The sequence below is a fragment of the Neptunomonas sp. genome (assembly GCF_016744175.1).
Lineage (GTDB): Bacteria > Pseudomonadota > Gammaproteobacteria > Pseudomonadales > Balneatricaceae > Neptunomonas.
In genome coordinates this window covers 50,042-65,035 of sequence record NZ_JADGEV010000002.1, presented here as the reverse complement: position 1 = coordinate 65,035, position 14,994 = coordinate 50,042, and the positions used below count along the sequence as shown (strand labels likewise).

Here is a 14,994-nt window from a genome sequence, read left to right as displayed (position 1 = left end):
AAGCCCTGCTGGACAGCGTAAACCACAGATGGCACCCGTTACGGCAGAGTCGCTTCATTTGTCGCCTGCCCCCTCGAAACATCCTGTTATTTCAAATAATGACTCAATAGCACCAATAGCCAATAATAGTACCGCCTCTGCTTCGGTGGATGTTACGCCAACGTCTGCTGATATGCCTCAACTGGTCATAGAGCCTCGAGTTAGCAAAGAGAAGGCCCCGCGCTTTCGTTTAGGGTTTTGGCTGTATAAAGACGTGTTAGTGATTGATAGCCTACCTTTGCTTAGTCGAGGTGGAATACCTCAGGGTAAGTATCAGGCCTTATGTGCGAATATGATTACGGCTATGGGGTTAAGTGCTGAGCTGTTAGCAACGCCTTATGTGTTAGCTTGGCCTATGCTGGCGGGAATCTCTCTGGATCAAGGACGGTCTGAAGCTTCTTTAGCGGTGAACCATAAAATACAGAAGCTATTACAACTGAGTAAACCACGGCTAGTATTGCTTTTAGGTGAACCAGCAGCACAGATGTCAATGCAGCGTTCTGAAAGCTTGGATGAGTTACGAGCGGTTGTATTTAATTATACTAGCCAGATTAAAGCACTGAGCTCTCTCAGTCTTACACAAATGATGCAAATTCCAGAATGTAAAAAAGAAGTCTGGAACGACCTTCAAAAAATCTTACCTCTTGATGCTTGAGTTTCATCTTCTTGACGAAGAGAGTATCCCTTTGATTACGCCTATGGAGAAACGACTCTTTGTTGAAGACTTTTGGAGCGAGCAGCAAGTTAATAATCAGTTGGTCAATCCGCGCGGCTTAAATCTTGGAGTCATATCGTCAAAAGGGTTAGTTGGGTTTGCATTTGTTAGCTATGTACTAGATGAAGCTGAGCTATACCAAATAGCAATTTTGCCTGAAGTTCAGGGATGTGGCATGGCCACCGGCTTATTACATGCGTTAGAGAAGAAGCTGAAAACGTTGGGAGTTGTGCGCTTGATGCTCGACGTTAGGGAAACTAATATAGCAGCGGTTAGGCTGTATGAGTCATTTGGCTTTGTGCTTGATGGCCGTCGAAAGGGCTATTATTCTTCGCCACAAGGGCGTGAAGATGCTTTGTTATACAGCTATCACATTATCTAGACTAAGTGAGCTGTGCTGTCTGTCAGCATATCAGCAAAACAGATGTGTTGATTACGCCCCGAGTGCTTTGCGACATAGAGTGCTTTGTCTGTTTGCTCAATAAGCGATGCGGCATTTTTTGCCCCAAACCGAGTAGAGGTTATCCCTAAACTTGCGGTGACATGTGCGCACGTGGAAGAAAACTCGTGTGGGATGTTATTGTCGGCTAACGCTATTATTATTCTATCGGCGAGCATCTTTGCGCCTTCAACGGGCGTGTTTGGCAAGATAATCATAAACTCTTCACCGCCATAGCGCGCTAATAGGTCTGCGGGTCTAAAAAGCTGACCTTGCAGTATTTTACTAAATGATTTTAAACACTCATCGCCTTGAGGGTGGCCATAATTATCGTTATAAGGTTTGAAGTGGTCGATATCTAATAAGACGATTGATAGCTCGGTTTTTTCACGCTGCGCCACTCTCCATGCTCGATCAAGAGCTTCGTCCATACCTCGTCTGTTGATTGCTTCTGTTAAAGAATCAACGTGTGTGAGTTTTAATAGTTGCTGGTTTGCTTCATCCAGAGCCGCTTTCATTTGGGCAATGCGTGACATTGCACGGATTTTGGCACTGAGGATGACACTATTAACGGGTTTAGTTAGATAATCATCGCCGCCGGCATCGATGCCTTCGGCTAAATGCTGGTCGTTTGTTTGCCCGGTAAGAAAAATAATAGGAAGCCACTGCTCTTTTAAGCGGGTACGGATTTGGCGTGTTAATTCAAATCCATTGACGTTTGGCATCTCTACATCCATCAGAATGAGATCAATAGCGGTGTTATTAAGTACTGTGTGGGCCTCTTCTGCCCCAGAAGCTGAAAACGGTGTGTAGCCTTCATGGGTAATGATTGCACTGACCATTTCGCGTATCAATCTGTTGTCATCAACAACGAGTATCTGCATGCAGTAAAGCCTATTTGTCACTATATGGATCCTTAGGTCATTCTAAAAATCCATGTATTTAATTCAATACACCTATTAAGGTATAGCAAACAAATTAAAGAAAACCATTATTATTTCGGTTGGCTTTTTATTTCCTTGAAAGAGTCAGGCTTGAGAGTAGAGGTTCATGAAAAGGCGCTTTAAGCGGCGCCTTTCATCTCATGAAAATCACTTTTAGAAAACGCAGTCAATACGGCTTGAAGAGCTGCCCCTGATGTATCTTCTGCTATGGCTACTGCTGAATAGGCATCCCCATTGATGGTTAATGCAACACTGGCTTGTGCTTGTGCAGTACTGCCGTGTGCCATTGAGTGCTCATCAAATTGCGAAATCTCGATGTCTGCCTGGTATTGTAAAGCTAATGCATTACACAAAGCATCAACCGCTCCCGTGCCTTTACCCGTGAAAATATTTCTGCCGTGGTTTACATCAAACTGAGCACTGACCTGCCCATCTTCTGTGTGTAGTTCGTAACCGTTTAACAACCATTTCTCGGAGTTGGCGGTAAAATGTTGGTCAAAAAGCGATTTAATGGTGTCAGACGATATTTCTTCACCTGAGGCTTCAGTTGCATGTTGTACTACTTTGCTTAGTTCTCCATGCATCCATTTTGGCAAGGTGATCCCGTAATCACGCTCCAGCACCAAAGCGACACCACCTTTACCACTTTGGCTGTTAATCCGTACAACCGCTTCGTATTCTCGACCAATATCTCTTGGATCGATAGGCAAGTAGGCGACTTCCCAAAAAGGTAAGCTGTGCTCTTCGTGGTAGTTAATAGATTTACGTATAGCATCTTGATGGCTACCCGAAAATGCGGTGTAAACGAGCTCACCTGCCCACGGATGGCGTGCGGCAACGGGTAGCTCAGTACAGTATTCAACAACACTGATAATCTCTTTAATGTCGGAGAAATCTAACATAGGGTCGACACCTTGTGAGTATAGGTTCATGCCCATCGTTACAATATCCATATTGCCGGTACGCTCGCCATTGCCGATTAATGTACCTTCGATACGGTCTGCCCCAGCCATAACGCCTAACTCGGCAGCTGCTACACCACAACCTCGGTCGTTATGTGTGTGCAAGCTAATCTGTACAAGGTCACGTTGCTTCATGTTGCGGCAAAACCATTCGATTTGGTCGGCAAAAACATTGGGTGTTGATACTTCAACGGTCGCTGGTAAGTTAATAATCATGCCGCGCCCTTTGTCCTGTGCCCACACTTCTACAACGGCGTCACAAACCTCTACCGCGTATTCCATTTCGGTACCGGTAAAGCTCTCAGGTGAGTATTGGAAGCTCCAGGTAGTTTGTGGGTATTGTGCTGCGTATTCTCGAACCCACTTGGCTCCTTGAACGGCAATTGCTTTTATACCCTCTTTATCTAAGCCAAAAACTTGCTCTCGTTGTACCGTTGATGTTGAGTTATACACATGCACGATGGCTTGCTTAGCGCCTTTAAGTGCTTCGTAGGAGCGGCTGATTAACTCTTCACGAGCCTGTGTTAAAACTTGAATACATACATCATCTGGAATTAAATTTTCTTCAATTAACTTACGAACAAAATCAAAGTCAGGTTGTGAGGCAGAAGGGAACCCCACTTCAATTTCTTTGAAACCTAATTTAACCAATAAAGTGAACATGCGTGTTTTTTGTTCAACATTCATTGGGTTGATCAGCGCTTGGTTTCCGTCCCTAAGGTCTACACTGCACCAGTTAGGCGCTGTCGTGATCTGTTTATCAGGCCACGTACGGTCAGATAGGCGGACCGGAGTAAAAGGACGGTATTTGCGATGATCAAACATAACGAGTTCCCTAAGTGTGGTGAGGCGTAATGAGTAGACTTATTGGTCAATAAAATAGTTGCTGGCAAAGCCCTGATTCGCTATTAGATTGCGGCAGGGCTTGCTGAATATCTGTTGCTCTTGTGGGGCAAAGAGTTGCTGGATAAGCATTTGAAAAACAAATGAGGTATATAACTTTTGGTTATTTTCTCACCGGATGTCGGGTAGATGCCGGTTTGTTATTCAATGAAACAAAGTTTACGTAGGTTCGTGCGCAATTACCTTGCTAATGTTGCTAGATAGTTTTTATTTGCGCAAACTTATGTAAATATACTGCAATATTTTGCTATTTTTATTGCGCTGATGTGAGGTTTTCGGATGATAGGTGTTGAGTTGGACCGTTTTGATATAACAATATTGCGTGAACTTCAGCGTGATGGTTCGTTATCTAATCAAGAGTTAGCAGAACGAATTGGGCTAACGGCGGCACCTTGCTCGCGTCGAGTAAAGCAGTTAGAAGATTCTGGTGTTATAGCTAGCCGTGTTATTCGTGTGAGTGAGCGTAGCGTTGGGCTTAATCTTATTGCATTACTGCATATCAGTATGGATAAGCATATTCCTGAAAGATTTGAAACATTCGAAAAAGAGATCGGTTTAATACCAGAAGTGATGGAGTGTTATTTAATTACAGGACACGATGCCGATTATCAGCTGAAAGTCGCTGTTGCAGACATGGATAGCTATCACGATATTTTATTAGGTAAAATTACCCGGATTAAAGGTGTTACTGGAGTTAAATCTGCTTTTATTATGCGCAAGGTAATTGATACAACAGCAGTACCACTACATTACATCTCTAATCATAGGTAAATCCTCATAGTACTTTACGGACGGATTACTTTTTAGGCATTCTAAATTACTTATAAAAGCGTAGACTTACTCAATATAAGTACTCTCTTAACTAATGACTATTGATATGAATATTACAGATAACCTTCTTTCAGGTTCGTGGTTGTGGATTGCCGATATTCTCTACTTGTGTGCGCTTTTGTTTGCCGTTTGGCGTAGTCCATGGAAAGTCATTGTAAATAACAGAGGGTTACAGCATCTATTTTGTGGTGCGACAGTATTATTACTACTCATGTGGAGTATGCGCGCTGGTATATCGCCTGGGTTAAGTATTCATTTTCTAGGAATCACAGCGTTAACGCTTATTTTAGGGTGGGATTTGGCGATTCTCTCTGGATCATTAGTATTGTTAGGGATGACGTTGCTAGGGAAAGAAAGCTGGGAGGGCTTCGCGGTCAATGGGATATGTTTAGTACTGATACCGGCACTATTAACGTATTGGATTCATAGATTTGTGGATAAGAAGTTACCAAAGAATTTTTTTATCTACCTGTTCTTATGCGGCTTTATCGGCGCGGGTGTGGTGGTTGCTGTTTCGGGTGTGGCAGTGTCGACGATACTGTGGCTTGATGGCGTTTATCCATGGAGTAAAATTCAACACGAATACATTGATTACTTGCCTCTCATTATGTTTCCTGAGGGCTTAATGAACGGTATTTTGATGACAGGAATAATGGTGTTTTATCCCGACTGGATCAGAACATTTAATGCTCGAGTGTATATAGATGAGCAATAAGTGTATGTAGCCTCGCTTATTGCCTGACAGGGTGTTTAGCCAGTTTTCTTTGTAGCGTTCGGCGGTGCATATCTAGCGCCCGCGCTGTGGCTGATACATTGCCATCATGCTCATTCAATACTTTTTGAATATGTTCCCATTCTAGCCGGTTAACTGACATGGGTTGGTTGGCGATATCAACTTCTTCATCGGCATCGCTTTGTTCAAGAGCGAGTAGGATATCGTCTGCATTGACTGGTTTTGGCAGATACTGTGTCGCGCCTAATTTGATGGCTTCAACGGCGGTAGTAATGCTTGCATAGCCTGTTAATACAACGATGCGCACAGCAGGGTTCGTGGCTTTTAAGGGCTGAATAACGGTGAGGCCAGACGCTCCGTCCATTTTGAGGTCCAGTGAAACAAGGTCAGGTACCCAGCACTTGATTGTTTCAAGTGCTTCTTCTGCGCTACTGGCTACTTTCACATTAAAATCGCGTTTAGTGATGGCACGAGCCAATACACGGGTAAACGTGGTGTCATCATCAATTATTAAAAACTTTTGTTGTTCAGCCATGAACGCTTCTCCTAGATAAACGGACTTCAGTTATTGTACCTTTGCCTTGGGCTGCATAGAGCTTAACGTCGCCGTCATAGTGGGCAAGTGTTGTCGAGGTGAGAAATAAACCAATGCCGAGCCCTTTTCCTTTGGTGGAGATGAAAGGTTTCCCTAAGGTGTTTGCCTGTTCTGCGGATAGCCCCGCGCCATAGTCTCTTATGGTTAACCAAATCGCACCTAAGTCCCAGCTCAACGATATTTCAATATTCTCAGGGCAAGCATCAGCCGCGTTATTTAATAGATTCAAAATAGCTTGTCGCAATGCAGTGGTGTTGCGTAAATCAGGCGGTAGGTCTTCTTGAATAGTAACGCTGTAAGTCACTTCTGGTCGGGTGATGTTCCACTGTTCTATGATTTCAGAAAGAAGCTCAGTTGCCAGCGATGTTTTTTCGCTGTCTTTTTCTTCGGCTACGGATCGTGCCATATGCTGCAGTTTGTCGGCACATGTCTGAACTTGCTGTTGCAGAATATCGATATCTTCTTTGTGCTCATCAGAGAGTGATGTATCGGTTTGCATCTCATGCAAAATAACGCTCATGGTGCTGAGGGGAGTGCCAAGTTCGTGTGCTGTACCTGCTGCCATGGTGCCTAATGCAAGTATTTGCTGGTGATGTACTTTGGCTTCTCGTTCTTCAATGAGGCTTTGTTGCTGGCGTTGTAACGCTCTATTGATGCGTACAATAAAGTAAGTAATAACAATAACGGTCAGAATAAAGTTTAACCACATCCCCAGCATGTGGAAATTGAAAAGCGACATTAACGAATGTAGATGCTCGGATGAAGCGGTGACAACAGGGACGTAATAAACTAATAAGAAACCATAAATAGCCGTGACTGTGATGGCCATCATCAAAATATAGCGGTTGCTAAGTGTCGTAACTGTGATGATGAGGGGGATCAGTAACATGAAAATAAAGGGGTTGGAGCCTCCACCTGATTGGTAAAGTATAAAGCCGTAAATAATTGCGTCAGCGAGCAGTTGAGTAAAAAATTCGGGTTGAGTGACGGGCCAAGAGACGTGAAGTCGTGCATAGGTTACCAAGTTTAATAACCCTAAGAGAAGCAATGCTGAGCCTGCCGCCCAAGGATTGAGATCGGCTTGTAAGTAAATGAGTGCAAATGCAACCGTACAACTCTGACAGAACAGAATGACAAAACGAATGTACGTCAGTTGTAATAGTTGTTGATGGTTGCCTGCCACGTCCTGCTCCAAAATAAGATTAGGGCGAATTATAACTGAAAAATGTTGTATTGCAGATTGAGACAAATTGTCGCGGTTATTGGAGGTGTTTACGGTTTGTTAGACGTTGAAAATAATCGGAGTGCTAAACCACAACCCTTTTATTAAAGGTTGTGGTTTGCGAAGTAATTAAACAGTAGAGAGCCTGATAATTACGAATCTAGCTGTGGAGCGCTAAGCTGTGTGCTTACTGTGGAACGGCAGCATAGACAACAACTTCACACAGCATTTCTTCGCGGGCAAGCCCAGCTACTATCATGGCTGCACGGTTTGGATACGGCGCTGCAAAATACTCGGCATAAACCTTATTGAAAATAGGTAGTTGCTCACGAGCAGTGACATAGATTAATACTTGTGTCACATCATCCATTGTCAGCTTGGCGGCTTCAATGGTGTGCTTTAAATTGTCCATTGTTTGGCGTGCTTGGGCTTCAATACCACCTTCAACAACTTTACCGTTAACATCGATTGGGATTTGAGCGGTATAGAATTGATTGTTAGCAATAATGGCCCACTCTAGTGGTGCAGCTGAGGCAAATAAATCTGTTTTTACAGGTGTTTTCATAGTGGGTACCACTTTATTAATACGTGAATAGATTGTGTTGAAAAACAAAAGGAGCCTTGGCTAGGCTCCTTTGTTTAATGCTTATGAATTAAAGCCCTTGTTCATCCGCCATTTTTATAGCGATTTGTGGTGCTGTCCAAAGGGATGGCAGTAACACAAATGATACAGGTACGGCGGTAACGACAATGAAAGACTGCAATGCTGAAATACCACCTGAGCCTATAGAGATCAGTAGGGCAGCTACTATACCCATCATGATGCCCCAAAATACTCGTACAGCACTTTTCGGGTGATCAGTCCCTGTCATTACCATAGACACTGCATAGGTCATTGAGTCACCCGTTGTGGCGACAAAAATCGTAGTAAGAATCAAGAACAAAACAGAGATCATAAAGCCCATTGGTAATTGTTCAGTAATGGCTAGCAAGGCTGCAGGTAAGTTGAAACCAGTAAAGGGTTCGGAAATAACGCCTGGGTTTGCTAGCTCAAATGCTAAACCACTCCCGCCTACAATGGTGAACCAGAAACAAGTGATAATCGGTGCCACGATAGAGATCATTAGAATCATCTGACGAATGGTACGGCCACGAGAGATGCGTGCTACAAACATCGCCATTAATGGACCATAGCCTAGGAACCAACCCCAAAAGAAGACTGTCCACCAGTCTAACCAACCAGGGCTTGCACGAAAGGTTGCCATCGGAATGAATTTATCTAGGTAGATACCGAAAGAATGTAGGTAGCTATCAATGATGAATGCAGTTGGGCCAAAGATCAGGATAAATGCCATCAGAATGACAGCAAGAATGACATTGGCTCGGCTCAATATCTGTATGCCGCGCGTTACACCACTTACAGCAGACAATGTATAAATTGCAATGAGTCCTAATAGGATCATGATCTGAGTGGTGTAGGTGTTCGGAATACCGAAGAGTTTCTCTAAGCCGAAGCTTACTTGTAAGCCAAGAAAGCCGATAGGGCCGACGGTGCCTGCGACTACTGCGAGTACACAGCAAGAGTCAACGATTGCGCCAAAAGGGCCTTTCATTACACGATCACCAAATACCGGATACAGTAAGGTGCGTGGTTTGAGTGGTAGACCTTTTTCATAGTGTAGGTACATGAAAACAATACCCGTTAGGCTGCCAAGAATAGCCCACGCAAGAAAGCCCCAGTGCATAAAGCTTTGAGCTAATGCGTTGTAGGCTGCTTCCGCTGTACCCGTTTCCCCGCCAAATAAAGGAGGAGGGGAGGTAAAGTGAGCCATTGGCTCTGCTGCTGCCCAAAATACACCACCACCGGCAAGCAGGGTGCACATGATGATGGAGATCCACTGAAAAGTCGGCATTTCAGGGGCTTTTAGCCCTCCAAGGACAACCGCGCCTGTACGCCCGATAGTTAGGAAAATACCTATGACAAATGTTAGTAGAAGCAATACCTGCCAATAGGCACCAAAGTATTTTGTTGATGTAGCAAATGCACTGTTTACCCATCCTGACATCATCTCGATATCATAGAGTGCTAATACTGCAAACAGTATTATGACTCCACCACTGATAAGGAATACTGGCATATCTACGCCATCCAGCCATTTACCTTGGCTGTTATCTGGCGCGCTTGTCGCCAGAGAAGCCTGAGTTGCGTTACTCATATTATTCTCCTGATGGATCTCTTATATTTATTGGTGTATCAGGTCATTTGTTTAATAGCGATGGCTCAAGGCCCTCGTTATTAAACACCTACTTTTAATGGCTTTAACGAATCATCGAGAAAGTTGAGCCAATTTAGGCCCATGACTTTGGCCACTTCTTCAGGGCTAAAGCCACGTGCTAACAATCCGTTGGTGATATTTGGGAAGTCCCTGCTGTCTTTGAACCATGAAAGCGGGCGAGGCCAGTTCGCATTTGCTTTAGAGCCTTCGCCATAATCCATATCTTTTGACCAACGACCGTTACGCATCCACTCTAGAATTGATAACGGTTGTTCTTGGCAAAGGTCAGTACCAATGCCGATATGATCAATGCCCATTAAGTCAGCTGTGCTGGCAACCATGTCGCAAAATTCATCTAGCGTGCAGTCCGGTCCATTTTTTAGATGGAAAGGGTATAGGCTGAAGCCCAGTAAGCCTCCCGATTCGCCTAGCGCCTTAAGAACGGTATCGGACTTATTGCGTTTGGCTTCATGGAAGCTAGTAGGGTTTGCATGCGAGATTACAATAGGGCGCTCTGAAATCTCTATCGCTTCCAGTGTGCTACGTTCAGCGCTATGGCTCATATCAATAACCATGCCTACACGGTTCATCTCTTTGATCGCTTGGTGACCAAAACGAGTGACGCCGCTGTCGTTCGCTTCGTAACAACCGCAAGCGAGTAAGCTTTGGTTGTTATACGTGAGCTGCATGATCATGAGGTTTAGCTCGCGCATCACCTCAATCATGCCGATATCATCTTCAATTGGAGAGCAGTTTTGCGCTCCAAACATGATGCCTACTTTGCCTAAGTCTTTAGCGCGACGGATATCCATCGCGCTTTTGACTGGCATGATTAGGTCGCTATTTTGCTCGAAAAGCCGGTTCCATTCCGAAATGCGCAGCAGTGTTTCACGAATTTGTTCGTGGTAAACGATGGTGGCATGCACCATCGTTACGCCACCTTCGTGTAGCTGTTCGAAAATTTTTCGGTTCCAGTTCGAATATTGCAGACCGTCAATCACAATCAAATCGTTATGCAGTGCACTATTCATTGATCTGCTCCTGTTAGGCGCGGATGTAAGTCGTTTTTACAATGGTGTAAAACTCTTTAGCGTAAGTGCCTTGTTCGCGTGGCCCAAAGCTTGAATCTTTACGTCCACCGAATGGTACGTGGTAGTCGGTACCTGCTGTTGGCAAGTTAACCATGACACAACCCGTTTTAGCATTACGCTTGAAGTCTGTTGCGTATTTCAAAGACGTTGTGCAGATGCCGCCAGTTAAGCCAAAGTTTGTATCGTTCAACGTGGCTAATGCTTCAGCATAATCTTTAACTTTGATGACACATGCGATAGGCGCGAATGCCTCTTCGCGGTTAATCGTCATATCATTGCTAGTGTCGGTGAATAGCGCTGGCTGCATGTAGTAGCCGTCAGTTTCTTCGTTTAATACTTCACCGCCATATACTAGGGTGCCGCCTTCTGTCTTAGCCGTTTCTAAGTAGCGTAGGTTTTGTTCCATCTGGCGAGCATCAGCAACAGCACCAATGTGAACACCTGCTTTTAGAGGGTGACCAACAACTAATTTTTTCATGCGCTCAATAACAGCTTCAACAAAGCGGTCATGAATGCCTTCAGTAACGATTAGTCGTGAAGAGGCTGTACATTTTTGACCGGTACCACCGTAAGCACCGCCTACAGCGCATTCCACTGCGTTATCAAGATCAGCATCATCTAAAACGACCAATGCGTTTTTGCTGCCCATCTCTAATTGGCACTTAACAAGGTTGACCGCAGTAGCTGCAGCAACTTTACGGCCGGTTTCTAAAGAACCCGTGAACGTGAGTGCGTTGATACCACGTGAGTTGATCATTACATCACCTACTTCAGAGCCTGGGCCCATCACTAGGTTGAGTGTGCCGGCTGGTAAGCCTTGGCGAGAGATGATTTCTGTTAGCGCCCAAGCACTTGCTGGAACTTGGTTGGCCGGCTTGAAAACAACGGCGTTCCCAAAGGCTAATGCTGGTGCGATTTTCCAAGCACCAGTAGCTGTTGGGAAGTTCCAAGGAGTGATAATACCAACCACGCCTACAGGCTCACGACGTGTTTCAATTTCAACGCCTGGACGAACAGATTCAGCTGTTTCACCCATTTGACGAAGGACTTCAGCTGCGTAGTAATGGAAGAACTGACCTGAGCGGTAAGTTTCACCAACGCCTTCGGCAAGCGTTTTTCCTTCTTCACGTGCTAGTAATTCACCCAGCTCATCTTTACGAGCAATGAGCTCATCACCAATAGCCATAAGAACAGAGTAGCGCTGTTCTAAACCGCTTTTAGCCCATTCGGCTTGGCCAACAGCCGCTGCCGCTATGGCTGCTTCAGTTTGTGCTCTATCTGCTTGAGCATAATGACCGATCAGGTCGCTGGTATCGGCAGGACTGATATTAGCCACGCTGTTGTTACCTTCTACCCACTCACCTGCGATGTAATTTTTATATACTGAATCAGACATATTGACCTCCCGAATGTAGTTGGAATGATCATAAAACTTGTGCTGTAATAATAAAAATTAATAAATAATATCTAGCAATAAGGTTTTCTTATCATGCTTCCGGAATTGAAAGTGACACAGCTACGGCACTTTGTTTGGGTGTCTGAATTAAAAGGGTTTCATGCTGCTGCAGAGAAAGCGCACCGTACTCAGCCTGCTATCTCATTGTCTATTCGTGACCTTGAAAATAAATTAGGTGAGGGACTGTTTGAAAAGCGTAATGCAAAAACGGCTAAGACTGAGCTAACGCCATTTGGGAAGTACTTTTTACCCAAAGCAAAAGAACTCATCGCGCATCATGATCGGATTGCTGAAGATATGATGTTGCTGTCAGAGCATAAGACAGGGCATTTAAGATTAGCTTCAGTTCCTTCTATTGCGAGTCGCGTGTTACCAGAAATCTTACTGAAGTTTGTTTCAAACTCTCCGTCATTGCATGTGAGTTTCTTTGATGATAATTCGGATGCTGTTTTGAAAATGGTAGAAAATCAGCAAGTGGATTTTGGTATCACCCATTTGTTTCACGAGCAGGATCATAGCGATAAGGTGTTCACACCTATTTGGGAAGATCGTATTGGTGTGGTGTGTCCAAAAGACCATCCGCTGGCAGAAAAAACGGGCATTCACTGGAAAGAATTAAGACAGCATCGCCTTATTAGTAACGGTACCTCCAGATTACTAGAAGATACTGAAGCGCAGCCATTACTCGGTCACTCTCAGTTTTACATCTCAAATATGATTTCACTCATTGCTATGTTGGAAGCAGGGTTTGGTATGACAACGTTGCCTTGGTATGCCTTCCCTAAAGAAAGTACTACATTGCGTTTTATACCCTTGGAAACACCTGAAGTAACACGGCGTATTGGCATTGTTAAATTAAGTAATAAATCTCTTACACCTCCTGCTCAGGCGCTTGTTGATTTCATTCTTGAACAGAGTGAATATTGATTGAGATCAGTGTTGGATAATTATTTTATGTAAAATTGCTTGCGTAGGAAGTGCCCCTGCCATAGGAAAAATAATGGTTTATGGCTGTTTGATAAGTATTGCTTATCAGGCGATATAACCTTTTGATTTGAGTGGTATTGGTTATTTGAATGATGATGGGTAGCCCTTGTTGCAAAATTTCACTATTGGATTTTCTTGAAGGGGGGGCTTCCTCTGTCAATAATGATTCTAGACAAAGCCAGCAGAGGGTTAGAAGCATCATGGTTTTGAACACATCTAGGCTGTTGCTGGTTTGATATCAGCATATTAAAAAGCAGATGTGAGCAAACAAACGAGGATAAAAATAATGACAACGCCTGCAGCCATCAACGCTGCCCTTCGGGGTGACAACGCACTACCGTTACGGCCTATTAACCAGGTTATGAATCTGGATCGATTAGGTGCGATGCATCAAAGCCGTTTAAGTTTTATGCGCACGTTAGTTCGACGTATTATGCGTGAACGCTGGCAAATTGAACCCGCACGTTTTGAGCTTGATGCGCAGGGTTACGGCACTGTGGTATATGAAGTAAAAGCGCCACACGGCCTATTTAGTTTCGTTTTGTTTTCTGATTACTTGGCCCCAGCAGACCGTAATGACCGTGTTATTGCTACACAGTGGGATCTCACCATGGCATTAGTCGATGGTGAAGTTGATGATATTTATCTTGAAAAACTACGTCAAAACGTTCCTAAACAGGAAGCGGGTCGAGTAGATTCGCGTGTGTTTGTTTTGTCGCGTGCGAATCGAAGTGCTCGTAATTTTGACTATGTTGTTAATCAGCTGGCAAAAGGTGAGCAGCCGGATGTCGCTAAAATTGCGCAGGTCGGTTATTTGTACCGTACGACTGCAGTGTATGGCAGTGGCAAATTGGGCATGGCTGATTGGGAAAAAGTCTCTACCCGCTACCCAGATTTCGCACGTCCATTTGCTGCTGAGATGTTTGTTTGCCTCATGCTGCGTAATTTCAGTTTGCTACAAGCCGAACATATTGCAAAACACCAATCTCCCGCTTCTTATGGGCCTATGCAGCCAGAAATTAAGCGCTTCTTCGGGATTGGGAATTCAACGGGTTTAGGCATGGCTCCTTACCTCATAAACCATCCGATATTGATTAATCAATGGGTAGAAATGCGTGAATTAGCGTTGGCTCGCATTCGGGTATTGGGAGGAGTTGATGCTCATATTCATCAACAGTTGGATGAGTTAATTGATCGCTGTTGTGTTCATACCGTTGAAACGGTGACGGAAGATGAGTGGCAGAGCGCTAATAATCAGCAAGTGCTTAAAGATATGGCAGCATTGAAAGAACGAGTGGCTGTTTCTTTCAATAACTGGAATGAGTTATTGCAATGGAGTGAGGAGCAATGCTCTTTGCAAGGGCAGGAAATGCTGATCTCCATGATGTTAGAGATGTACCCTGAGTTAGTCGATGACTTAGAAGATTATCATACGGCGGAAGAGTTCTTAGATCTTGATCCCCTAATGCCAGTGCAGCAGTTAAAAGAAGTAATCGAGCAGCGTTACGACTGGGCATTAGCGATCGACTTTACTGCAGAGGGTGCTCGCGAAATATTCTGGTACCGCTCAGAAGAGAAAATGGAGCCACGTTTAGGTGGTACTGAGTTAGAAGAAGGTCGTAAAAAACAGATGGCGCTGGGTGTAGGTTATGCGGTGCGTAAATGCTATGACCAGCTTTGTGAGTATGTGGACGCTTATCCGCAGCATACGGCTGCTCGTTTCATGGTGGCAAACCCGAAATTGCGGGGCATCGTGCGCAGGATTCAGACGATGAATAAATGTGTCTATGGTGATATCCAG

14 protein-coding genes are annotated in these 14,994 nt (G+C 44.3%); 6 read left to right on the top strand and 8 right to left on the bottom strand.

Annotated elements, in window-relative coordinates; translation table 11 throughout:
* Together QZZ55_RS01320 and rimI are read left to right on the top strand one after the other, a co-directional pair.
* On the top strand, positions 1 to 694 hold a 694-nt coding region (locus tag QZZ55_RS01320; protein WP_293264508.1), incomplete at its 5' end, for a hypothetical protein.
* Entirely contained in the window at positions 687 to 1,136 is a 450-nt protein-coding gene (gene rimI / locus QZZ55_RS01315) for a ribosomal protein S18-alanine N-acetyltransferase (protein ID WP_293264506.1), read from the top strand. The genes QZZ55_RS01320 and rimI, both read left to right, overlap by 8 nt.
* Here the strand turns inward: rimI and QZZ55_RS01310 are convergent.
* Positions 1,133 to 2,077, bottom strand: coding sequence for a diguanylate cyclase (locus tag QZZ55_RS01310; protein WP_293264505.1), 945 nt, complete (start codon positions 2,075 to 2,077; stop codon positions 1,133 to 1,135). The two genes, rimI and QZZ55_RS01310, sit on opposite strands and share 4 nt — an antisense overlap.
* A gap of 179 nt (positions 2,078 to 2,256) precedes the next feature.
* Positions 2,257 to 3,924: a 2-isopropylmalate synthase gene (leuA, locus tag QZZ55_RS01305; protein WP_293264503.1), complete on the bottom strand. Its 1,668-nt coding sequence runs from the start codon at positions 3,922 to 3,924 to the stop codon at positions 2,257 to 2,259.
* A gap of 357 nt (positions 3,925 to 4,281) precedes the next feature.
* Between leuA and QZZ55_RS01300 the strand changes: the two genes are divergently transcribed.
* Positions 4,282 to 4,773 (top strand): Lrp/AsnC family transcriptional regulator, encoded by a 492-nt coding sequence (locus QZZ55_RS01300; protein ID WP_293264501.1) that lies wholly within the window; start codon positions 4,282 to 4,284, stop codon positions 4,771 to 4,773.
* Between the two features lie 106 nt (positions 4,774 to 4,879).
* A complete protein-coding gene (locus QZZ55_RS01295) occupies positions 4,880 to 5,548 on the top strand; it encodes an energy-coupling factor ABC transporter permease (RefSeq protein ID WP_293264499.1) in 669 nt (222 codons plus the stop codon).
* Positions 5,549 to 5,564: 16 nt separating this feature from the next.
* Here the strand turns inward: QZZ55_RS01295 and QZZ55_RS01290 are convergent, their stop codons facing one another.
* From QZZ55_RS01290 to QZZ55_RS01265, 6 genes are all read right to left on the bottom strand, one after another.
* A complete protein-coding gene (locus tag QZZ55_RS01290) occupies positions 5,565 to 6,101 on the bottom strand; it encodes a response regulator transcription factor (RefSeq protein ID WP_293264497.1) in 537 nt (178 codons plus the stop codon).
* Positions 6,094 to 7,344, bottom strand: a complete 1,251-nt coding sequence (locus QZZ55_RS01285; protein ID WP_293264495.1) for an ATP-binding protein — start codon at positions 7,342 to 7,344, stop codon at positions 6,094 to 6,096. The genes QZZ55_RS01290 and QZZ55_RS01285 overlap by 8 nt, the downstream gene beginning before the upstream one ends.
* Before the next feature lie 226 nt (positions 7,345 to 7,570).
* Complete coding sequence (locus tag QZZ55_RS01280; protein WP_293264493.1) at positions 7,571 to 7,948, bottom strand: RidA family protein; 378 nt, start codon at positions 7,946 to 7,948, stop codon at positions 7,571 to 7,573.
* Positions 7,949 to 8,036: 88 nt separating this feature from the next.
* On the bottom strand, positions 8,037 to 9,599 hold the full coding sequence (locus QZZ55_RS01275) for a BCCT family transporter (protein ID WP_293264491.1): 1,563 nt from the start codon (positions 9,597 to 9,599) through the stop codon (positions 8,037 to 8,039).
* A gap of 80 nt (positions 9,600 to 9,679) precedes the next feature.
* On the bottom strand, positions 9,680 to 10,690 hold the full coding sequence (locus QZZ55_RS01270; protein WP_293264489.1) for a membrane dipeptidase: 1,011 nt from the start codon (positions 10,688 to 10,690) through the stop codon (positions 9,680 to 9,682).
* Between the two features lie 13 nt (positions 10,691 to 10,703).
* The gene (locus QZZ55_RS01265; protein ID WP_293264487.1) at positions 10,704 to 12,146 is read right to left on the bottom strand and encodes an aldehyde dehydrogenase family protein; all 1,443 of its coding nucleotides are present in this window, start codon (positions 12,144 to 12,146) and stop codon (positions 10,704 to 10,706) included.
* 93 nt (positions 12,147 to 12,239) lie between these two features.
* On the opposite strand from QZZ55_RS01265, the gene QZZ55_RS01260 reads away from it, so the two are divergent.
* Together QZZ55_RS01260 and QZZ55_RS01255 are read left to right on the top strand one after the other, a co-directional pair.
* Positions 12,240 to 13,133 (top strand): LysR family transcriptional regulator, encoded by an 894-nt coding sequence (locus tag QZZ55_RS01260; RefSeq protein ID WP_293264485.1) that lies wholly within the window; start codon positions 12,240 to 12,242, stop codon positions 13,131 to 13,133.
* Between the two features lie 346 nt (positions 13,134 to 13,479).
* Positions 13,480 to 14,994 (top strand): hypothetical protein (locus QZZ55_RS01255; RefSeq protein WP_293264483.1); only part of this gene is annotated, 1,515 nt, incomplete at its 3' end.